This is a genomic window from Mucilaginibacter sp., assembly GCF_965200995.1.
Taxonomy (GTDB): Bacteria; Bacteroidota; Bacteroidia; order Sphingobacteriales; family Sphingobacteriaceae; genus Mucilaginibacter.
The window spans coordinates 1,690,052-1,709,286 of the sequence record NZ_OZ241743.1 but is presented as its reverse complement, the minus strand read 5'-3'; the positions used below and the strand labels follow the sequence as shown (position 1 = coordinate 1,709,286).

General features: G+C 44.0%; 21 protein-coding genes. 13 read left to right on the top strand and 8 right to left on the bottom strand.

All coding sequences use genetic code 11. The features are described 5' to 3' along the window. Positions 1-126: 126 nt before the first annotated feature. From ACY652_RS08070 to ACY652_RS08060, 3 genes are read left to right on the top strand one after another with little or no spacing between them, the layout of a single operon-like run. Positions 127-477: a hypothetical protein gene (locus tag ACY652_RS08070; RefSeq protein ID WP_462267674.1), complete on the top strand. Its 351-nt coding sequence runs from the start codon at positions 127-129 to the stop codon at positions 475-477. Then, the gene (locus tag ACY652_RS08065) at positions 440-889 is read left to right on the top strand and encodes a hypothetical protein (RefSeq protein WP_462267672.1); all 450 of its coding nucleotides are present in this window, start codon (positions 440-442) and stop codon (positions 887-889) included. Before ACY652_RS08070 ends, ACY652_RS08065 begins: the two co-directional genes overlap by 38 nt. 1 nt (position 890) lies before the next feature. After that, positions 891-2,570, top strand: a complete 1,680-nt coding sequence (locus ACY652_RS08060) for a hypothetical protein (protein WP_462267670.1) — start codon at positions 891-893, stop codon at positions 2,568-2,570. A gap of 7 nt (positions 2,571-2,577) precedes the next feature. Here the strand turns inward: ACY652_RS08060 and ACY652_RS08055 are convergent, their stop codons facing one another. The 6 genes from ACY652_RS08055 to ACY652_RS08030 all read right to left on the bottom strand — a co-directional run bounded on the left by ACY652_RS08055 (position 2,578) and on the right by ACY652_RS08030 (position 8,503). Next, positions 2,578-3,234, bottom strand: coding sequence for a hypothetical protein (locus tag ACY652_RS08055; protein WP_462267668.1), 657 nt, complete (start codon positions 3,232-3,234; stop codon positions 2,578-2,580). 3 nt (positions 3,235-3,237) lie between these two features. Further along, a complete protein-coding gene (locus ACY652_RS08050) occupies positions 3,238-3,798 on the bottom strand; it encodes a hypothetical protein (RefSeq protein ID WP_462267666.1) in 561 nt (186 codons plus the stop codon). A 52-nt stretch (positions 3,799-3,850) separates the two neighbouring features. Continuing rightward, positions 3,851-5,191, bottom strand: coding sequence for an SMODS domain-containing nucleotidyltransferase (locus ACY652_RS08045; RefSeq protein ID WP_462267664.1), 1,341 nt, complete (start codon positions 5,189-5,191; stop codon positions 3,851-3,853). Further along, a complete protein-coding gene (locus ACY652_RS08040; RefSeq protein ID WP_462267662.1) occupies positions 5,188-6,384 on the bottom strand; it encodes an SAVED domain-containing protein in 1,197 nt (398 codons plus the stop codon). The genes ACY652_RS08045 and ACY652_RS08040 overlap by 4 nt, the downstream gene beginning before the upstream one ends. 252 nt (positions 6,385-6,636) lie before the next feature. After that, positions 6,637-6,999, bottom strand: coding sequence for a hypothetical protein (locus ACY652_RS08035; protein WP_462267660.1), 363 nt, complete (start codon positions 6,997-6,999; stop codon positions 6,637-6,639). 607 nt (positions 7,000-7,606) lie between these two features. Beyond that, positions 7,607-8,503 (bottom strand): helix-turn-helix domain-containing protein, encoded by an 897-nt coding sequence (locus tag ACY652_RS08030; protein ID WP_462267658.1) that lies wholly within the window; start codon positions 8,501-8,503, stop codon positions 7,607-7,609. A 222-nt stretch (positions 8,504-8,725) separates the two neighbouring features. Here ACY652_RS08030 and ACY652_RS08025 point away from each other — a divergent pair, with 222 nt between their 5' ends. From ACY652_RS08025 to ACY652_RS07985, 9 genes are all read left to right on the top strand, one after another. Next, positions 8,726-9,577: an aldo/keto reductase gene (locus ACY652_RS08025; protein ID WP_462267656.1), complete on the top strand. Its 852-nt coding sequence runs from the start codon at positions 8,726-8,728 to the stop codon at positions 9,575-9,577. A gap of 10 nt (positions 9,578-9,587) precedes the next feature. Continuing rightward, entirely contained in the window at positions 9,588-9,983 is a 396-nt protein-coding gene (locus ACY652_RS08020; RefSeq protein WP_462267654.1) for a (R)-mandelonitrile lyase, read from the top strand. Between the two features lie 11 nt (positions 9,984-9,994). After that, positions 9,995-10,978 (top strand): aldo/keto reductase, encoded by a 984-nt coding sequence (locus tag ACY652_RS08015; protein ID WP_462267652.1) that lies wholly within the window; start codon positions 9,995-9,997, stop codon positions 10,976-10,978. Between the two features lie 39 nt (positions 10,979-11,017). Beyond that, positions 11,018-11,311, top strand: a complete 294-nt coding sequence (locus tag ACY652_RS08010; RefSeq protein WP_462267650.1) for a DUF3861 family protein — start codon at positions 11,018-11,020, stop codon at positions 11,309-11,311. A gap of 168 nt (positions 11,312-11,479) precedes the next feature. After that, positions 11,480-12,607, top strand: coding sequence for an aldo/keto reductase (locus ACY652_RS08005; protein ID WP_462267648.1), 1,128 nt, complete (start codon positions 11,480-11,482; stop codon positions 12,605-12,607). Positions 12,608-12,617: 10 nt separating this feature from the next. Next, complete coding sequence (locus tag ACY652_RS08000) at positions 12,618-13,265, top strand: flavodoxin (RefSeq protein WP_462267646.1); 648 nt, start codon at positions 12,618-12,620, stop codon at positions 13,263-13,265. Between the two features lie 2 nt (positions 13,266-13,267). Continuing rightward, positions 13,268-14,410, top strand: a complete 1,143-nt coding sequence (locus tag ACY652_RS07995; protein ID WP_462267644.1) for a carboxymuconolactone decarboxylase family protein — start codon at positions 13,268-13,270, stop codon at positions 14,408-14,410. A 153-nt stretch (positions 14,411-14,563) separates the two neighbouring features. Further along, on the top strand, positions 14,564-15,457 hold the full coding sequence (locus tag ACY652_RS07990; RefSeq protein ID WP_462265937.1) for an IS982 family transposase: 894 nt from the start codon (positions 14,564-14,566) through the stop codon (positions 15,455-15,457). A gap of 485 nt (positions 15,458-15,942) precedes the next feature. Then, the gene (locus tag ACY652_RS07985) at positions 15,943-17,157 is read left to right on the top strand and encodes a site-specific integrase (protein ID WP_462267642.1); all 1,215 of its coding nucleotides are present in this window, start codon (positions 15,943-15,945) and stop codon (positions 17,155-17,157) included. Positions 17,158-17,413: 256 nt separating this feature from the next. Here ACY652_RS07985 and ACY652_RS07980 read toward each other — a convergent pair whose 3' ends face one another. Both ACY652_RS07980 and ACY652_RS07975 read right to left on the bottom strand, forming a co-directional pair. Beyond that, entirely contained in the window at positions 17,414-18,022 is a 609-nt protein-coding gene (locus ACY652_RS07980) for a nucleotidyl transferase AbiEii/AbiGii toxin family protein (RefSeq protein ID WP_462267641.1), read from the bottom strand. A 55-nt stretch (positions 18,023-18,077) separates the two neighbouring features. Then, a complete protein-coding gene (locus ACY652_RS07975; RefSeq protein ID WP_462267639.1) occupies positions 18,078-18,575 on the bottom strand; it encodes a DUF6922 domain-containing protein in 498 nt (165 codons plus the stop codon). 80 nt (positions 18,576-18,655) lie between these two features. On the opposite strand from ACY652_RS07975, the gene ACY652_RS07970 reads away from it, so the two are divergent. Further along, positions 18,656-18,973, top strand: coding sequence for a hypothetical protein (locus tag ACY652_RS07970; protein WP_462267636.1), 318 nt, complete (start codon positions 18,656-18,658; stop codon positions 18,971-18,973). The last annotated feature ends 262 nt before the right edge of the window (positions 18,974-19,235 follow it).

Genomic DNA, 19,235 nt, shown 5'->3' with positions numbered 1-19,235 from the left:
GTTATGCTGGTCTACAGCAATGCTCGCACTGCCACCTTTGATATTCTGAGAACCAGGGACATTGTTTAAAAACAGTATAAGATTCACCTTTTAGATCAGGTATATTTGTATTTCAACTTAATGCCTATGAACCCATTTTTTGACATTAGCACACAAAGCGATTTGCCAGATGGAGCACATCACCTCGAAAATTTAGGTAGCCAACGGATATTCGCAAGCTTTGGAAAGCGGATCAGGGGTGATTGGGGAAAAAGGGATCAATATCAGAGCAGCCATGTATATACTGAGGTTACGGCAGAGGACTACGACCACCAGTTTGTTTCCCGGTTGCTCCGGGTGAGGCCTTCCTATAAAATTGATGGCCTGATCGATCATCATTTCAATATTTACGTCTCCCTTAATGCCGGAGGTAGAGAACTGTTCCTGGAACACATGAGCTATGAGATACTTCCTGTTAAAAAATCGAAGTACCAATGAGGCCTATATCGAATTATTTGAAAAATGGATTAATGATAAGAAAATGAAACCGGAAGAAAAGCAGAATCAAACCATCAATAATACCATCAATGTAGGCACGGTAAATGCCCCGCTTCAGTTCCAGCAAAACTCCAACCATGCTACCCAGGTTCAACATAACCACCTGCAAAAAGACCAGTTGAAAGACTTCTTTGAAATATTGCGCTATGATCTTCAGGCAATGGATGAAAATATTCGCAAGGATTTTGCGATGGAAATGGACTATGCAGTAGTGCAACTGGAAAGAAACAGGGACGTTCAGCCCCAGCTTACTACAATTGGCAGCCTGATGAAAGCTGTAGGCCTTGGTACGTTCACGAACTTGCTGGCTGCTCCGATTTTTGAGGCCGTAAAACCTTTATTGGGTTTGTAAAATGGAAAAGGGCAAACTTGAACGTCAGGTACTTTTGGGCTACCATAGCGTATACAACGAACCGCTAGACCTTAAATCTACCCTTCCCAAGCTTCCAAAAAATGAAGCGGTCAAATTTATAGCCTATCTCCTGCATTTGTTCAATGTCCGAAAACGTAGCGATGAAATGTTCCAGAGCAATCACCTGATGCAATGGATGATGAAGATGGGCGGTAGCACACAACAAGGGCTATTGGAATTTGTGACCAATAATAGTTCAGTGGTTTTCGACCCTGGATTTAAGGTGTTAGATCGAAGGCCTTGCCTGGATTTGATTCAGCACTTGCTGGTGTACGCTGACGCGGACTGTCGCCGGGAACTTGGTAAAGATGATTTTGGAACACTGTTTCGTTTGTTGCTTACTTTTAACTTCACCAGTATCGCAGACCAAGAGCCGATTTTTAATTGGGATGATACGGGCTCATTCCAGCAGTTTGCCGATGAAATACTAAAGGTGCAACTTAGAAACATCGAAAATGAAAAGTTCAAGGACTATGTGTTGCAATTTCTTAAGGTTTATTATTTCTTTAAATTTTGTGAGACTAATGACGATTATGGTGGTTATCTAAACCTATTTCTGGAAAGCCTGTCCCTTCCATCTTATAAGAGCTATCTATGGAAGCTTATTTCACCATATCTGAATTTGCAAGTTAGCGACGAGCCAACCCCGATTATGCATTTTGAAGGTGACGAACAATTTCTTTCCTTCTATTCCCGGATGGCGATTAACGATAAAGCAACAATAGATAGGGATTACAAATCATTGCGGACATTTCCATTGTTTAGGCTTTCCGAACACAAGTTTCTTTTTTTGGACTTCAGATTCTTTGTGGACAAGCTCTATAACGGCTTTCTGTTTGATTTTTCGGAGCGGGTAGGATTGTCCTTCCCGAAACTAAAGAAAGGTTTGGGCAACCACTTTTCAGAACCTGTTTTGTTTTATTCCATAATGCATAATTGCTTTGAAGGCTATGGCAATATTAATCTGACAGGTGAACAACTGAAAGAAAAGCTTAAAGAGGCCGAGCCGGATTATTATATCAGGCATCGAAATGACATTTTTTTGTTTGAATTTAAGGACATCCTGGTGTCTTCAGATGTTAAATATGCAGATGGTATCGATAAGGTAAAAGATGGCTTGCTGGATAAACTTGAAAAGGATACCAAGGGGAAAAGGAAAGGTATTACCCAACTGCTCAACAGTATCAAACAGATAAAGACTGGTGTCTATGCTGATAGGGAAATTGATTGCTCACCCGCTGACGGTGCATCTGTTTTTCCGATCATCGTACATACAGATATAAGCCTGGAAGCGTACGGGGTTAACTATTTCTTGAATCAGCGAATGAAAGAACTTAAACAAATGGATGGGGTGTTGACAGATGGCATCCAAAACCTGACAATGATTCATTTAGATAACCTTTTGCTGCTGCAAGACCACTTTAAAAGCGGAAAGCTCGAATTGGGAGATTGCCTAAAGTCTTACCATAAGTATATCTCCAGTGGTGATCCGATCAATGATATGATCTCTTTTGACGAGTTTGTTAAATATTATTTTGTTCAGAACAACAAGATAAAAATAGGGCAACCATCTATTTTTAAAGAAATAATTACAGACTTTCAGCGAGCGCGTGCTGTATAAGTGTTTGTTATTGTGTAGCATCCACTTGCACTGGAAATTTTTGGTTGAACTCTTTAAGTATATTGCCGGTTAGCAGCGTGGTTTCCTTAATGAAAGACTCCAAGATTTTTTTGTTCCTGATCCTTATTAGGCCTAAACTTCCGGCCATAACCACATCTTCATTTTTTAAAAAATTGAAATCTTTATGCTTTTCAAGTGTTTTTTGAGCCTTATCCTGCATGATGCCTCCATTGTGAGCCAGGAGGTTTCGCACATTTTGGTAATGGGTCATACGTCCCCAAGTGGCAAGTTCCCTCGATGCTGATGCTATGTTGCCAACAAGGTATAGGTAGCGGGTATATTGCGCCAAAATGCCTTTTCCTGCAATATCGTTCAGTTTAATGTTTATTCCAGGTTGATGTTCCAAGGTTATGGCAACTTTATATAAAAAATGTTCAAAGGAAGCATACAACGTTGCATAGATGGAATTTAAAAACAGCCATTCAATATTGTTTAGATGACTGCCCTCGTCAAGCCAATCATTGCCGGCTTCCTCATTAATCAGCCTTTGCGTAAATTCTTCGTTTTGCTGTTTAAAACTAATCAGGTTATCTTCCGCAAGTTTCAGGTAAAAATTGAGATTCTTAAGATACAGCGTATTGGATAAGGGAAGATTATATCGCATAATTTATTCAATAAGTTTTTGTCCTACTTTACCCATAACATTGATTAACTCTTTGGAGACGGTTTCACTGATAACCCCGCCGATAACCATTTCAGCAGTCTTGCCTAAGAACAATTGGTACCATTTCTTTTTACCGAGTATATAAAAATCCTTCAGCTCCTGAAGTTCAGCTGACAGATCATCGTAAATAATCTGTTGCCCCATTTTTAGCTTTTCCAGTTCCTGAAGAACCTGGTCGAGTTTGGTATCCGCAGTTAACTGTTCCTCTCTGGTAAACTGATCTTCATTGATCGGAATGCCCAGATCATCAAGTTCTTTGGCCAGGAAATAATGGATGGATTCATGTTCATGATTGGTCTGGCACTCTTCTTTATTGGTACACACTAAAAGATGCTTCTGATCATTTGCTTCGAGGATCATGCGTAGAAAAGTGATTTTGTCTAAAGGGCTATTGATATTATATAGCTCAGATTGGGCTTCACTGATTACCTTTTCATGTTCATCTACCTGGTGCGCTATATAATGGCTGACAAATTTATCAGCCCTTTTCTTGATATAGTCCATTGTGGTCATCGTTAAATTGAGATAAAAGATATTTTAATTTTTTGTTGTGTTCTTAAGTAATGATTACCGATTGCCTGTCCTTGGCAACGCAAATACCATCTTTAACGATATAGCATTCAACAAAATGGTTGCCCTTGAAACTGGTCGGCTCCTGATGGGTAGCCCCACCTTCGTTGATTTGTCCTCTGATACAGTTCGATGTAATAGCATGTTCCCCACGGTTTAAGGTTTTCCAATAGATAGCATAGGGTTGTGGTATGTTCACGTTTGTTACGGTAAGGGTAATCCACCTGCCCCGTCCGACCTTGTTGCCCTGGGTTGCCAGGTCATAATGCCGGTGGCCTGTTTTTTTATTCACCCGTCCGGTCAGGCGTACCTTATAGATGGGATTGATTCGAAGCGGAAAGCCAAGCTCCGTAATCTGTTGTTCGGTATTGTTGTAGGAAACCAGGCTTCTGCTGGCAGAATTTTGCTGTTCTTCTGCCTTTGTTTCCGGTTTTTTGAAACACTCCCCGAAGATTTCCTGCCATTTGCCCAGGCTTTTTTCCTTATCGGTTTCCTCAAAGGCTTCCGTGATCTTATCACTGTAATAGATCATCTTGGTTCTGAAAACCGCCCAGCCGTCCTGATTCCAGCGATCCCCAAAGTTTTCGCCCGTTTCTCCCGGATCGGCAATAGTCGGCATATATTCGTGATCCTGGACATAGGCCTTCAGTTTTTTCATGACCGTGTACAATGTCGTGGGAACATCGCTATAGGAATTTTCGTCCTCCAACAGGGCTGCATCATTTACCTGTTCGCCTACAAGCGTATTCAGGATAATGGATTTGATGGCAAAAGTCTGCTTGTAGTCCCGGATATACTTGATCAGGCGAATGACCTTCACGAAGTGGTGCTTGGTGATTCGGTTGCGTTCATCCAGCCATTCTGTATATTTTTCCGGGTCTGTCAGTTCAAAATTGTTCTCATGGCGATTGGTAACGAACTTCTGCCCATGCCGTTCCAAAAATGGAACAACATCGATATGGAAGTCATTGGCGTATTTGATCGTTACGCACCTGGTTTTCCTGCTGACCTTCTCCCGGTAGGTACTGTTGTCCCTGAAAAACTGGTAAAGCTCCTGCACATAGTCCTTTGCTTCCCACTCCGGGTATTCTTTAAGGTTAAGCAATATATCGGCATCAAACTCATGGGTTGCTTTGACCGGCTTGATGATCGTTTTGTGCGCGTATGAGCCTTGTGGGATCACATCGATAAAGTTATCCTTAAATTTATCGCTTTCTCTCAACAGGTCGGTAATGGTTTCCGTCCGGTCGTCCAGGGTCGTAATCCTGGCCGAATTTAAGTTGACTTCATTATCTAGAAAGCTTTTAAAGTAGTTTGTCAATTTCATTTTGAATTTACGGTTAGTGCAGGTTTATAAATGGTTCCGCTACGGTCGTAAACAGTGATCGCCGGTTGTGCATCACGCATCAGGCCACGGCCGCAGGCCAGGGCGGCAGTAACCGGTATAGCCGGAAAAAGATTGATCTGCTTGCAGGACTTATGCGAGATTTCCAGTTGGCTAAGAAACCCGTGATACGTTTTGCTGAAGTTTTCGTAGGAGGCCTTGCTCTTAAGAATATCGCGGTTAGGTGTAGCTTCGATAGGCCTGATCTCGTAGAGATTGCAACTTTCCAAAATCTCTTCCGGCAGTTCGTTTGGATTGATACTCCCGCTCAAAGACAGGATCAGTGCAACATTTTGGGTGGCGTTTTCCTTTAATTTAACCACCTCAAAGGTCTCCGTTTTCGCCTCTTCAGACCACATCCAGGTTTCCTGATCTCCACGGTGTTTCTGATAAAGGGAGGTCGGTATCTTATCGTCCAGTTTGTAGCCGAGGTACACCAATAACGGAATACGGCTCATTGCAAAAACGGAAAGGTGGCGAACCTGTCCTTTATCCACTCCTTCAATAAGCGGGCGCAGGCTCCTGTCGATAATGCCCTGCCCGATAGACCAATACCCTTCCCAATTATCTTCCGGCTCCGGCATCGCCTTCAGGTCTATTTCAATACCGTGTTTGTCAAAACTATTAATGAACATGGCAAATTTGCGTTCACTGTTAAAAACAACATTCCGGGCATGTTCCTTGGATACCTCAACCGTTGCCCCCCTTATACCGCCCAGCATTCTTAAAACCACACTTTCCGAATCTATTTGGAGATCGGTTAGGTGGTGTATCCTTTTTTCATGGTCGGCCTTGTGCTGCATCAAGCGATCCAGTGTAAATTCTTCCAGCAGTTCTTTCGTATCGATGATTTTATGATGGTCTGCACAGAGCAGCATCAGGTTGTCAACCGTATTCCTTGCATCCAAGGCAAGTTCAGCCTCGCCCCTAGGAGATTTGTTTGCCTTGCTCCATCCAACAATATGTGCCATTTCGCCAATGGAAACATCATAGTTGAGGTCAAGCAGGTATTTGTTGCAAATCGCACAACGTCCGCCAGACCGTACCCACAATCTCACTTTGTCCGGTTCTTTGATCGCTGGCCTTGTCTCCACGATATGATCTTCTATTTCTATTTTTTTATTCTTCTTTGCCATGAAGCCTCCGTTTATGAAGGGCTAATTTACTAATTATTTTAGTTCAAACTCTTGTAAGTTGTTAACACGTTGTTGGTTACGCCATGAGGTAAATTATTATGCCGTTGCCTGCGGCCCGCAATATCCGTTGCAAGTCCTCGTTCCGCTATCGCTGCACTGTGGGCTTTCCACTACTATTGCTAACGGGGCAATGCGGCAGATACTAGTTCATCCAATCGCTGCCAAGCGTGCTCATTCTTCCACGCATATCCATCACCGCGCCCATGACCACATCAATTGAACCGGCAACAGGCACGGTAAAAGAGGAAATTGCTTTAAAAAGAGAACGATAAAAATGAAAGCGAAGCTAATGTCCGGCTGCGCCCGCGCAACGATAATGGCTGACGCCACCTTGTAGCACTTATGTTGCTCCTGCACTCCCATGCTTCTTTTGCTTTCTTTTTTATCCTTTTTTTCGTTTGAAAAAAGCTTTGCTGAAGCCGGGACAAGGAAGAAAAAAGTAATAGATTTTTTAATCTCAAAACGGTTTGCCGCAGCCGTGTAAGTGTACCTTTTAACATGAAACACAATTTCAAATAGCGCAAGGCAAACCGAAACATTCGATATAGTTGCCACAAGCATCAACCCCTCATTTAAAGTTCGAAGATTATTCGCCTCGGCTTAAGCGAAGTTTATGGATAATATCGAATTTAGCCCGGAGGAGATTTGAAACCTCATATGTTTAGACTGGGGACAAATTAAGACCATCGTTCCGAACCCCAAAATGGACTCGAATTGGTGTTTAACATGCAAACTGATTCAAGTATAAAAATTGTTAGAATCTTGGAACTATCAAACTGTACACTTCCCGCTATCAATATAGGATAACTGAACATTATCATTTATTGATGTAGCTTTTATCTCTTATACAAAATCATATAAGTCGCGTTTAGGCTAATCCATATTTACCACAATAAAATTTCAGATCGTTTGAAGGTCTTCATCAAGGTTTTACTTTTGACCGGTTGCCTGTTAAAGCGGACATATCTGAATCAACACCATGTGATTTTTTAGCGTTTATCATACAGCTTAAGTAATTAGTAGAAAGGAGCATGCTATAGAATAACGGTTCTCCTTGCAATTAAATTATACCAGATGCAAATGTTTGCTTTTCACCGTATAATAATTAGTATTGTGATTTGAATAGGTAAGAATAATCTAAGCTATAGTCCGTTACTGTCTATTAATTCATTGACCGGAATTCGTTAGGTGTGCGTCCTACCCGTTTTTTAAACAGCCGTACAAAATGCTGCGGATATTTGAAGCCTAGTTCAAATGCTATCTGGCTTACCGTTTTTCCGGTGTCAAATATTTTTTCCTTAGCCATATCAATCAGTTTTGACTGTATGTGCTCCATCGCCGTTTTTCCTGTTTCTTTTTTTAACAAATCGCCGAAATAATTTGGTGATAAATGTAACTTTTCGGCAAAATAAGCTACAGACGGAAGTCCTAACGTTTCCGGCTTTTCGCTGCTAAAATAGTTATTTAAAAGTGTCTCAAATTTTGCTAATACACCTTCGTAAACATGGTCGCGGGTGATAAACTGCCGCTCATAAAAACGGACGCAGTAATCCAGGAACAACTCGATATTAGAAAGAATTAACCTTTTACTGTGTTTATCAATCGCCCGCTCTAACTCATACTCAATTTTCGAAAAGCAGTCCAGCACGATGTTCCTTTCCCGGTCTGACAGATGCAGTGCCTCGTTTGACTGGTAACCAAAAAAGGTATATTCCTGAATGCGGCGGCCCAGATCGGTACCGTGAATAAAATCGGGGTGAAACACCAGCGCATATCCTTTGGGCTGATACATTTCCCCGTTGCTGCTTATGCCTGCTACCTGCCCCGGTGCAATAAATACCAAGGTGCCTTCCTGGTAATCGTAGGTATTACGTCCGTAAACCAGGTCGCCACATTTCACTTCTTTTAAAAAGACCGTGTAGAAACCGAAATACATCTGCGAGCCTTCCCTTGGACCGGCCTTAGACAGATCGACCACACTAACTAACGGATGTTTCGTTTCGTTTTTGTTGAAGAGATTATACTCATTGATTGTATTGAAAGTTCGCGTCGTTTCCATATTCACATCTTCTTATAACCAAATCTATCACTTAAACACCTAACTATTTGCTAATCCATTCTAAATCAGTAAAAGTGGTATAAACAACCGTAAAATGTATACCATTTACGCAGATAAAAGGCCGGACTTTTGTACAAACAAGGCAGCTTAATAATTATACCCTGTTCAATGGCTGCCACCATAAAGCAGGCTTTGTGCAGGACGAAACATAAAATAACAACCATGCAAACAGTAAAATTAAACAACGGCGTTGAAATGCCTATCCTGGGTTTTGGCGTATTCCAGATTGCCGACCAGGCCGAGTGCGAAAGAAGCGTGGCAGATGCCATTGCAACCGGCTACCGGTTGATAGATACAGCACAATCTTACATGAACGAAGAGGCGGTAGGCAAAGCCATTAAAAGCAGCAGCGTAGCCCGCGAAGAACTGTTTATTACGACCAAATTATGGATACAGTCAAACGGCTATGAAGGCGCTAAAAAAGCCTTTGAAAACTCGTTACGAAAACTACAGCTGGATTACCTGGACCTGTACCTCATCCACCAGCCGTTTGGTGATGTGTACGGCGAGTGGCGGGCCATGGAAGAACTGCACAAAGAAGGTAAGATAAGGGCCATCGGCGTAAGCAATTTTCACCCCGACAGGCTGATGGACCTCATTGTAAACAATGAGGTGGTGCCAGCGGTGAACCAGGTAGAAACCCACCCGTTCCACCAGCAGCACGATGCGCAGCAGTTTATGATTGATAATAAAGTACAGATTGAATCGTGGGGGCCGTTTGCCGAAGGCAAGAACGACATCTTTAACAACGAACTGCTGAAAGCCATCGGTGAGAAGTACAATAAGTCCATAGCACAGGTCATCCTGCGCTGGTTAACGCAAAGAGGCGTGGTGGCTATTCCCAAATCGGTCCGCAAGGAACGCATGGCCGAAAACCTGAATAGCCTGGACTTTGAGCTGAGCGCAGATGAAATGGACAAAATCAAAACGCTGGATACCAACGCCAGCAGCTTTTTCGATCACCGCGACCCCGCCATGGTAAAATGGCTGGGCGAGCGTAAACTGGAAAACTAATTTTAAAATCATGAATATTCAACGTACCGGTTCCAAACCCTCAGCAAAAGGACCTGCCGACTATTTTGCCGGCGCTGTACGAATAGACCCCTTAAACGAACCACCCGCACCTGCCCGTGTAGCAATGGCGCTGGTAACGTTTGAGCCGGGTGCCCGTACCGCCTGGCATACCCATCCGCTGGGGCAAACACTGATTGTTAGCGCAGGGGCTGGCTGGATTCAACGCGAGGGCGGCGCCAGAGAAAATATCTTTCCGGGCGATGTGGTTTATTTTGAACCCAATGAAAAGCATTGGCATGGCGCAACGGCTACCACAGCAATGAGCCATATTGCCGTACAGGAAAAAGAAAACGGCTCGGCTGTTAGTTGGATGGAGCAGGTTACGAACGAGCAATACAACAGTTAAAAACAGCAAGCATGAAAAAGAGACCATTAGGAAAAAGCGGCCTGGAAGTATCTGCATTAGGTTTAGGCTGCATGGGACTGAGCTTTGGCTACGGTCCGGCAACGGATAAAAGCGAAGCGATTAAACTATTACACGCAGCGGTAGAAAGAGGTGTCACCTTTTTTGATACGGCAGAAGCCTACGGGCCATTTGCCAACGAAGAACTGCTTGGCGAGGCATTGGCGCCTTACCGCGATAAGGTAGTCATTGCTACTAAATTTGGATTTAAAGAAGGCAAGCCGCCCCTGGGTGCAGATAGCCGCCCGGAAACCATCAAAGCCGTGGCAGAAGCTTCACTTAAGCGTTTAAAAACGGATGTGATTAACCTGTTTTACCAGCACCGCGTTGATCCGAACGTACCTATGGAGGATGTGGCTGGGGCAGTTAAAGAACTGATTGCTGAAGGCAAAGTAAAACACTTCGGCCTTTCGGAAGCTGGAGTAGGTGCCATTCGCACCGCACACGCGGTACAGCCTGTAACGGCGCTGCAAAGTGAGTACTCGCTTTGGTGGCGCGAACCGGAACAGGAGATACTACCCGTTTTAGAAGAACTGGGTATTGGCTTCGTGCCGTTCAGTCCGCTGGGCAAGGGTTTTTTAACCGGGGCCATCAACGAAAACACTACGTTTGCTCAAAACGATTTCCGCAACACCGTTCCGCGTTTTTCGGAAGAGAACCGCAAAGCAAACCAGGCGTTGGTTGATGTGCTGGGCAGCTTGGCCGCCGATAAAAACGCCAGCCCGGCACAGATTGCCCTGGCCTGGCTGCTGGCGCAGAAGCCCTGGATCGTACCTATACCAGGTACTACCAAGCTGCACCGCCTGGAAGAAAACTTGGGTGCGGCCGAAATTGAGTTAACGGAGAACGACCTGACAGAGATCAATAAAGCCGTAGCCGACGTTGAAGTGCAGGGCCACCGTTACAACGAACAAGGACAAAAAATGATAAACCGGTAAGTTATACCTTACCTACACAAGTATCAACTAACTCATCAAATGGAGAAAAAGAGCAACAAATATAATTTGACGTTGAGTTTGAATCAATACGCAAATGGAACAAGCGAACCAGCCAGGCAGCTCAATTTGGATGTTAATAATCACGACGAAATTTTTGGCATCATTGAATGGTTACAGGAGAAAGACCCTTTTAACGATAAACTGCAAGCAGCCCAGTTCTCCCTTGGCCTGAAACTGTTTAGCGAGGTCATGGTGCAAAACAGGAACCATCCGCTGTTTAAGGAGTTAAATGAAGCATTTCCAGCATTTATGAAAAGACTCAAAGGCTTGTAAATATCGCTTATCCAATAAGTAAGTTATTGAAAACCGCTTTTTAATATGATCTCCGCTTTTGGCAAGTGTGCAGCTATCTTGTGCTTGGGCAAATTGTCTTATGCAGAAGCACTTCTGCTACCCAAAACGAGTAAACTAACTCAAAAATTTTGATTAATTAATTCACATATGAACCGTCGTAATCTCCTGAAAACAGGACTAACCATTGCCGGAGGCTCTTTACTGGTATCAAATGCCAGCGCAGGAATAATCATACCCGAAACGGAAGCAGCAAACGCTACGCCCGGTAAGCGCAAACTGGGCGGCAAATTAGAAGTTTCGAGCATTGGCCTGGGTGTACAGAATATGCCCCGAACCTATGAAACCACCATTCCATCCCGGCCAGAGATGATCAAGATCATCCGGGCAGCTTATGACCGGGGCGTTACTTTGTTTGATACCGCCGAAGCCTACGGACCCTTTGAAAGTGAGCGGATACTGGGCGAAGGTATAGCCTCTTTCCGGAACAAGATAGTGATCGAGACAAAGTACGGCTGGAACATCGACCAAAAAACCGGCCAGCGCCTGCCGGGCCTCAACAGCCGCCCCGAACACATTAAAGAGGTAGTAGAAGGTATGCTGAAACGCCTGCGCACCGACCGTATTGATTTGCTGTACCAGCACCGGGTAGACCCTGCCGTACCGATTGAAGATGTGGTGGGAGCCATCAAAGATTTGATTAGCCAGGGAAAAGTGCTGCACTACGGTCTTTCCGAGCCCGGCACACAAACCGTAAGGCGGGCACATGCCATTCACCCGGTTACTGCTATTCAAAACGAATATTCGCTGCTATGGCGCGGGCCCGAAGAGACGATTTTGCCGCTTTGCCAGGAGTTGGGCATCGGCTTTGTATGCTGGAGCCCGCTGGGCATAGGTTTCCTCACCGGTGCTATTGATGTCAATACCAGGTTTGCGCCGGGCGATATACGCGGTACAGAATCCCGCTTCTCTACGGAAAATATAGCGAATAATCTGGCATTGGTAAACTTGGTTAAAAAGTGGGCCGTACAAAAAAATGCAACGCCCGGTCAAATTTCGTTGGCGTGGCTGCTGGCGCAAAAACCCTGGGTGGTGCCTATACCCGGCACCACGCAAATGGCGCACATGCTGGAAAACACCGGCGCAAGTGACATAAAGTTTACAGCCGATGAATTAAAACAGTTTAACCAGGAAGCGGCCACTATTCAGGTCAAAGGCTTGCGCCTGCCACAGGCGGTTTTGAATTTCTCGGGTGTTGAAGCGCCGGTAAAGGGTTAAAGTTATGCTTATGCGAAGTGTTGAAGCAGTTGGGTTGATAATAATGGTGGTATTCAATATGCTTTCCGGTTGTTCCAAAGCACAGCAAACCTCGGGCGGCAATAGTTCAGTGCCAAGCGGTACCGGCTCCCTGGCTGGTAAAAAAGTGCTGATTGTTTACCTGTCCCGAACCAAAAATACACAGGCCATTGCGCAAATGATACAAAAGGAAGTTAGCGGCAAACTGGTAGCCTTGGAACTGGTTAAGCCTTACCCGCAAAATTACCAGGCCCAGGTAGCGCAGGTGGTTCAAGAAAATAATGCAGGCTTTTTGCCGCCGCTTAAAACAACCATTGACAGCATGGCGGCTTACGACGTTATTTTTGCGGGCTTTCCAACCTGGGATATGAAGATGCCGCCGCCCATGAAAAGTTTTTTAAAGCAGTATAATTTGAGCGGTAAAACAGTTATCCCCTTTAATACCCATGCCGGGTATGGTGTAGGCAGTGGCTTTCAAACCGTAAAAGATCTTTGCCCGAATAGTTCTGTGTTGGAAGGGTTTACTATAAAAGGCGGCATTGAGCGGGATGGGGTGCTTTTTGTCATGGAAGGCGAGAAGGAAAAGCAAGCACAAGGAGCAGTAAAAGCATGGCTGCAAAAGCTTAAATTAGTAAAGTAATTATGAATAAGATCAAGACCATTGCTTCCCTGTTTTTGATGTACACGGCCATTAGTTTAAATGCACATGGTCAGCAGGTAAATCCAGCTGTATCATCTTTAAGTGCAAAGCAGGCCGCCATAGTGCCCATTGCCGCCTATGCCGCAAAGGGAGATCAAATGAACCTTAAAAACGCTTTGGCAAAAGGTTTGGATGCAGGTTTAGCCATTAACGAGGTTAAAGAAATATTAGTGCAGCTTTATGCCTATGCCGGTTTCCCAAGAAGCCTTAATGCTATCAGTACCTTTCAAAGGCTGACGGATGAAAGAAGAAAAGGAGGAGTAACCGATGCAGAAGGTGCTAAACCGTCTAAAATAAATTTCGGCCCGCAGAAGTATGCTTTTGGTAAGGAGGTACAAGCTAAACTAACCGGTATGCCGGCCAACTCGACACAAGGTTTTGTTCCGGTGATTGATACTTTTTTGAAAGAACACCTGTTTGCTGACATCTTTGGCAGGAATAACCTTGATTACCAGAGCCGCGAAATTGCGACAATTTCTATACTGGCATCCCTTGGTGGCGTGGAGGGACAACTACGCGGACATTTAAACGTTGGCCGGAATGTAGGTTTAACAGAACTGCAGCTACGGTCAATAGTTGCCGGGTTACCTGCTGAAATTTACCGGGAAGCGATCAACTCAGCAACCCAGCTTATCGACAATATGTTTAGTGCAGGCGCAGCTTCCGCAAGTGCTACCCCTGTACAAACTATAATTTCCGAACCTACATTTGCAAAAGGCAGCAAAGTTTCCGGTGGCAATTTTACAGGCGAGGTTTGGGTAAATATGCTAACCAGCGTGGATACGGCCAGCAGTACCTCGGTGGGTAATGTAACCTTTGCGCCCAAAGCCCGCTCTAACTGGCATTTGCACCCATCGGGGCAAATACTGCTAGTTACGGATGGAGTGGGTTATTACCAGGAAAAGGGAAAATCCATACGGGTAATTCGGAAGGGGGATGTTATCAAATGCGCTGTAAACGTAGCGCACTGGCATGGCGCTTCTCCGGAGAGTTCCATGTCGCATATTGCGCTGGGCCCAAACAATGGCACAGGTGTAGTAGTGTGGATGGGAAAGGTGACAGACGAGGAGTATAATAAGTTTTAATGATATCGTCGTTGCAATATATATTCCTGAGAAAGCGGATAAAGAAGTAGATAACCTGAGTTCGATTAATAAATAGTGTCGAATAATTGTCAATCACAAGAAATGCAAGTATATTTAAGTATCTGACATTCAAATATTTAAATACATTTCTTTATGATCGACTTTCATAAAATTACGGATATTTTCTGTCTTGCTGACGAGTTCTGCAAAGATTTTGACCGTACAACTGCGCCCTACCTGCTTGGCAAGCCGTCCAAGCGCCCGCCGGTGATGTCTAAAAGCGAGGTGATGTGCATCAGCCTGCTATTCCATTTGAGTGGTTTCCGATGCTTTAAACACTTTTATATGTTTTATATCCAGCGCCACATGCAGGCCGAGTTTCCCCGAACCGTATCTTACAACCGCTTTGTCGAATTGAGCCAAAGCGTACTTATGCCGATGACTTTATTCCTGAAGACCTGCTGCCTGGGCCATTGTACAGGCATTTCCTTTGTCGATTCCACACCCATCAGGGTCTGCCACAACAAGCGCATCAAAAGGAACAAGGTGTTTAAGGACATTGCCCAGGTGGGCAAGTCCACTATGGGCTGGTTCTATGGCTTTAAGCTGCATATTGTGATCAATGACAAGGGCGAAATATTAAACTTTGCCATCACTCAGGCCAACGTAGATGACCGCCAGCCGCTGAAAAATGAAAGCTTTCTCCAAGCGGTCTTTGGCAAATTGTTCGCTGACAAGGGATATATTTCTGAAAAGCTAACCCAAATACTTTTTATCAGTGATATCCACCTCATTACCAGTATACGCGATAACATGAAGAACAGCTTGATGAGTATGCATGATAAAATTATCCTGCGTAAACGGTCGGTTATTGAAACTGTTAATGATGAGCTTAAAAACATTTGCCAGGTAGAGCATTCCAGGCATCGTTCGTTTACCAACTTCCTTATCAACCTCATCGCAGGGCTTATCGCTTATGATTTCCTGCCTAAAAAGCCCGCCATCACCTTCCAGACTTCTTTCTCTTCTCAGTTGTCTGCCTTCTGATTAATCGAACTCAGGTTAGATAGTAAAATCAATACGAATAGCTGCATAAAATTAATCGTGTTACTAAAAATTTAACCTGAATTTTTAGTATTTTTGAGTAAGTTAAGTTCTTTCAAAACGCAATAAAAAACATCAAAATATTCGGTTACCTAATCGGTTACCTCATATTTTATAAGACAGTAAGTAATTGATCATAAATGCTTTAGCAGATGGGTTCATATTCCGTCCATTCCGCTAGAAACAATGTCAAAAACGACTAAAAGCCTGTAAATTAAACATTTACAGGCTTTTTTATTTGTCCCAAAGTGCCAAAAAATGCAAGTTGTCCCATAAAAACGGTGAGCATCTGGTGAGCATCTCGGGGCAGCAGAAACATGCTCACCAGAAACCTTGTAATGCATTGTAGTACAAGTAGTTCACTCATTAAACATCTTGACTGTAAGTGACGGAATTAACAATTTTGTTTCACTTTTAGATCATGTGCAATGAGAATCCAAATAAATTTGCTTTTCTACCTGAAGAAAAGATCAAGTTACAAATCCGGCCCTGTGGCCATCTACCTGCGTTTTAATATTAACGGGCAGCGGGCAGAAACCTCCACCGGCAAAACCTGTGAGCCGTCCCGCTGGAATGCGCAGGCCGGACGAGCCAGCGGTACCAAAGAAGACATCCGCACGCTTAATGCTTACCTGGACAGTTTACAGACCCAGGCGCAGGAACTGTTCCGCAACATGCAGATCAGGGAAGAAGTCCTGACTGCGGAAAATGTGAAGAACCGCTTTACCGGCAAAGAAGAAAAGGCCCGGACGCTGGTAGCCGTATTTGAAGACCATAATCAGAAAATGGAAAGCCTCGTCGGGCAGGAGTTCGAAAAGAGTACGCTTCAACGTTATAACACCTGCCTCACACACGTGCAGGACTTTTTAAAGTTGCAGTATAACCTGTCCGACATTCCTGTAGATAAGATCACCTTCAAAGTTCTGAACGATTTTGAGTATTACCTGCGGAGCATTCGAAAATGCGGTAATAACTCGGCTATTAAGTATGTCAAGAACTTAGGAAAGATTGTTCGCATCTGCATCGGGAACGGCTGGCTGACCGTTGACCCGTATACCAACTATAAGCCCAAAACCAAAAAGACGCAGCGAACTGTACTGACTGAAGAAGAATTGATCCGCCTGGCTGAAAAGCAGTTTTCCGTAGAACGACTGAGCCAGGTAAGGGATATATTCATCTTCAGCTGTTATACAGGCCTCGCTTATATAGATGCCCGTAAGTTGAAGCGCTCGGAAGTCATCAAAGGTATTGACGGCAATTTGTGGATCTATACCAACCGGCAGAAAACGGATACGCTCTCGCGCATACCCGTACTCCCTGCTGCATCGGCTATTATCGAAAAATATGCAGATCACCCGCAAAGCGTAAATAAAGGCTTACTGCTGCCGGTGATGAGCAATCAGAAGATGAACGCTTACCTGAAAGAAATTGCTGACTTGTGCAGGATTCACAAGCCGCTCACCTTCCATATCGCTAGGCATACCTTTGCCACCACTGTAACACTTAATAACGGCGTTCCTATCGAAAGTGTATCCAAGATGATGGGGCATACCAGTATTAAGACCACGCAGATCTATGCGAAGGTGATGGACCATAAAATCAGCGAGGACATGGAAAATTTGAAGCAGAAGCTTTTTACCTAACTATCACTTCACAGGATGCATCAAGTATAATTTTGCTTTCAGTTGTTGCATTCTTTGCAACAACTGAAAGTTTCTTTACAGGGTAAATGAAGAGGCAACTTGTGAAAAATTTGCACAGGTTAACCGAACGTTCTGTACAGGATTGATGTGGTTTGAAAAAACGGCTCATCAAAGTTGGTAGATTTCGTATCAACTGAAATTCTGCTTTAAGAAAGACGTTTTCAGCCCTTATACGCTTTTGCTTTTACAAGGAGCGCTATCTGCCCCTTCTACGTCGGGGAGGTTCAATTGCAGATTCCATATCTTCTTTGATGAAAACCCATTCCCTTCCATCCAGGCAAACCGGATCAAAATCTTCCTCCGCTAAGGTGAAGTTGGTAAAATTGCTTCTGATCAGACCCTCATCATGCGTCCATTCAAACCGCTGTTTATGAAAGCTGATCATCTCATCGATGGTGTAATCCTCTAATCCCCGGTGCAGATCCCAGAAATCTTTCTTTCGCCCGAGCCTTTGGACAACATCGACTTTCATGGCCAATATCTCTTCGACGGTTGCCATTTTTACACCATCTATCTCATTCAAAGGTTGGTAGAACGGGTCCATAGCATAGTAAATATCCAGTTTAATCGCCGACTCTTGATTCTCCCCAATCAAATAGGATTTGCCGATACCTGAATGGGCACCGAAATCACCCTGAACATATGGGAAGCTTTGCTTGATATAATCCTCCAGCAGTTTGAAATCAACAGTACCATAGAGTGCGTCAGTAAACAGGTCGATATCTACGGACATTCGGTGCCCCCAGTACAAACTTAAAGCCGTGCCACCCACTAACCGGAAATCTGCAAATGGCTGCCCGTTCATTAGTTTCAATAGGGCAGTTTTCAACTTCGGCGTTACGGTATTCCAATGAAGCATATTATCTTTTTTTAGCGTGAGCCATTACTGGGAGCGTGTTTCCGGCTATTTGATCGTTGCCCGTAACTTCCATGATCTTGTCTCTCCCGTAAAAGTCAAATACCTGCTGCCTTTCCTCGTCAGTCCCTCTTTCAAAAATACGCTGTATAACGGCTTTATACTGCTTTTGCCAATCGATCTTACCCATGTCAGTATCCCAGAAAAGCGCCTTTCGAAAAGACGGAGCATCTGATTGTTTCAAGGCTTTCTTTACCTGATCAATTTCGTAATGAGCCTGCAATAAATAGAATGCCCCTTCCTCCAAACCTAATGCGTGGTCAATCTTGAGTGAAAGCTGTGGAGACACTCCCCTGCGGGCTTTCGTAATTTCGTTAATGACCTGTGGGTATTCACCAATAGAGATTGCAAACGGTCCTTTCTTCAGATGATGTTTTTTCAATTCTCTCTCCAAAACGCGTCCGGGGTGAATCCCGTAATACCGATCAAGCCGCTGCTCCATACTCAAATGTAAACAAAAATGTTTATATCTTATTGTTTATACATCGCTACGATCTCAAGGAAAGCAGAGACCAGAGTGAAATGTTAGTACTGGTGGCAAGTTCAATATACTATATTTGTATAGCTATCGTAAAAGCATCTGTGAGAAATCCGGACAACGATAAATTGCACACCAAATCTATCTTCGGGTTATCGGACTATGAGTTGCATGAGCGCCTCAGACCGACCGCTGACCGGATCACACAAGAGATATGGATGAATAATGGGTATATTACCTACTTTAATGCTGCACTTTGCCCGGATACTCGTTACATGATTCATGAATACCGTGACACGAAAGAGCTTGTTTTTGTGAAACCTAATGGAGCCGCCTGGGTGGTTAAGCTACTTGAAGGTTAATAAATGATGTCATTAACATTCGGAACCATTGCATCGCTTAAACAACCGGCAGCAGCAAGCACAAACAGTGTCACAGGGTGGTGCTGACCTCAAAAATCAAATACAACAGCACCATTTACATGTCCTTTACGCTTTTTTTGCGGTGCTAATTTTGTAGGCAGCGGTGTAATGTATTTCCTTTCTTGCAGTTCGTACTCAACTTGAAAACTGCTTATCTTCTCATCAAACGTATACCATTATCTTAATTACATACGTTTGATGA

Coding starts and splice junctions, on each gene's coding strand:
- ACY652_RS08070 (WP_462267674.1), top strand. CDS start 127: ATGAACCCATTTTTTGACATTAGCACACAAAGCGATTTGCCAGATGGA.
- ACY652_RS08065 (WP_462267672.1), top strand. CDS start 440: ATGAGATACTTCCTGTTAAAAAATCGAAGTACCAATGAGGCCTATATC.
- ACY652_RS08060 (WP_462267670.1), top strand. CDS start 891: ATGGAAAAGGGCAAACTTGAACGTCAGGTACTTTTGGGCTACCATAGC.
- ACY652_RS08055 (WP_462267668.1), bottom strand. CDS start 3,234: ATGCGATATAATCTTCCCTTATCCAATACGCTGTATCTTAAGAATCTC.
- ACY652_RS08050 (WP_462267666.1), bottom strand. CDS start 3,798: ATGGACTATATCAAGAAAAGGGCTGATAAATTTGTCAGCCATTATATA.
- ACY652_RS08045 (WP_462267664.1), bottom strand. CDS start 5,191: ATGAAATTGACAAACTACTTTAAAAGCTTTCTAGATAATGAAGTCAAC.
- ACY652_RS08040 (WP_462267662.1), bottom strand. CDS start 6,384: ATGGCAAAGAAGAATAAAAAAATAGAAATAGAAGATCATATCGTGGAG.
- ACY652_RS08030 (WP_462267658.1), bottom strand. CDS start 8,503: ATGGAAACGACGCGAACTTTCAATACAATCAATGAGTATAATCTCTTC.
- ACY652_RS08025 (WP_462267656.1), top strand. CDS start 8,726: ATGCAAACAGTAAAATTAAACAACGGCGTTGAAATGCCTATCCTGGGT.
- ACY652_RS08020 (WP_462267654.1), top strand. CDS start 9,588: ATGAATATTCAACGTACCGGTTCCAAACCCTCAGCAAAAGGACCTGCC.
- ACY652_RS08015 (WP_462267652.1), top strand. CDS start 9,995: ATGAAAAAGAGACCATTAGGAAAAAGCGGCCTGGAAGTATCTGCATTA.
- ACY652_RS08010 (WP_462267650.1), top strand. CDS start 11,018: ATGGAGAAAAAGAGCAACAAATATAATTTGACGTTGAGTTTGAATCAA.
- ACY652_RS08005 (WP_462267648.1), top strand. CDS start 11,480: ATGAACCGTCGTAATCTCCTGAAAACAGGACTAACCATTGCCGGAGGC.
- ACY652_RS08000 (WP_462267646.1), top strand. CDS start 12,618: ATGCGAAGTGTTGAAGCAGTTGGGTTGATAATAATGGTGGTATTCAAT.
- ACY652_RS07995 (WP_462267644.1), top strand. CDS start 13,268: ATGAATAAGATCAAGACCATTGCTTCCCTGTTTTTGATGTACACGGCC.
- ACY652_RS07990 (WP_462265937.1), top strand. CDS start 14,564: ATGATCGACTTTCATAAAATTACGGATATTTTCTGTCTTGCTGACGAG.
- ACY652_RS07985 (WP_462267642.1), top strand. CDS start 15,943: ATGAGAATCCAAATAAATTTGCTTTTCTACCTGAAGAAAAGATCAAGT.
- ACY652_RS07980 (WP_462267641.1), bottom strand. CDS start 18,022: ATGAACGGGCAGCCATTTGCAGATTTCCGGTTAGTGGGTGGCACGGCT.
- ACY652_RS07975 (WP_462267639.1), bottom strand. CDS start 18,575: ATGGAGCAGCGGCTTGATCGGTATTACGGGATTCACCCCGGACGCGTT.
- ACY652_RS07970 (WP_462267636.1), top strand. CDS start 18,656: ATGTTAGTACTGGTGGCAAGTTCAATATACTATATTTGTATAGCTATC.